The sequence below is a fragment of the Streptomyces sp. AC627_RSS907 genome (assembly GCF_019049165.1).
On record NZ_JAGMUE010000774.1, the window covers coordinates 1 to 567 of the forward strand.

Annotated in this window: 1 protein-coding gene; it reads right to left on the bottom strand. The window is 70.7% G+C overall.

Annotation, left to right across the window (positions count from 1 at the left end; translation table 11 throughout):
- The coding region (locus KUM32_RS38575; protein WP_302185247.1) for a helicase-related protein at positions 1 to 567 on the bottom strand (567 nt) is incomplete at both ends.

The following is a 567-nucleotide window of genomic DNA, read 5'->3' on the forward strand; positions in this document are numbered from 1 at the left end:
GAGTCGATCTGGATGACGCGGTCGAGGTCGCCGACGTCGATGCCGAGTTCCAGGGTGGAGGTGGAGACGATGACGCAGTCGCGGGCCTCTGCGAACGCCTGCTCGGAGCGGGCGCGTTCGTCGGTGGAGAGGGAGGCGTGAGAGAGGAACACGGTGACGTCGCGGGCGCGGAGTGCGGCGCCGAGTTCTTCCACCTGTTTGCGGGAGTCGCAGAAGACAAGACGCTTCTCGCCCCGGTGTAGAGCGGAGATCACCTTTGCCGCGTTGGCGAGGGAGCCGACGTAGTCGAGTTCCACCTCCCCTGCGGGGCGCGGGACGTCGGTGGTGCTTGCGGCGTCCGCGCTGGCGGGCAGGGTGACGGCGGGGGCGATGACTCTGCCGGGCCGGTCGGCGGGGCTTGCGCCCTGGAGCCAGGTGAGGAGCGTGTCGGGGTTGCCGACGGTGGCGGAGAGGCCGACGCGCTGGATGCGACGGCCGGTCAGCCGCTCCAGGCGTTCCAGTACGGCGAGCAGGTGCCAGCCGCGGTCGTCCCCTGCGAAGGCGTGCACCTCGTCGACGACGACAGCC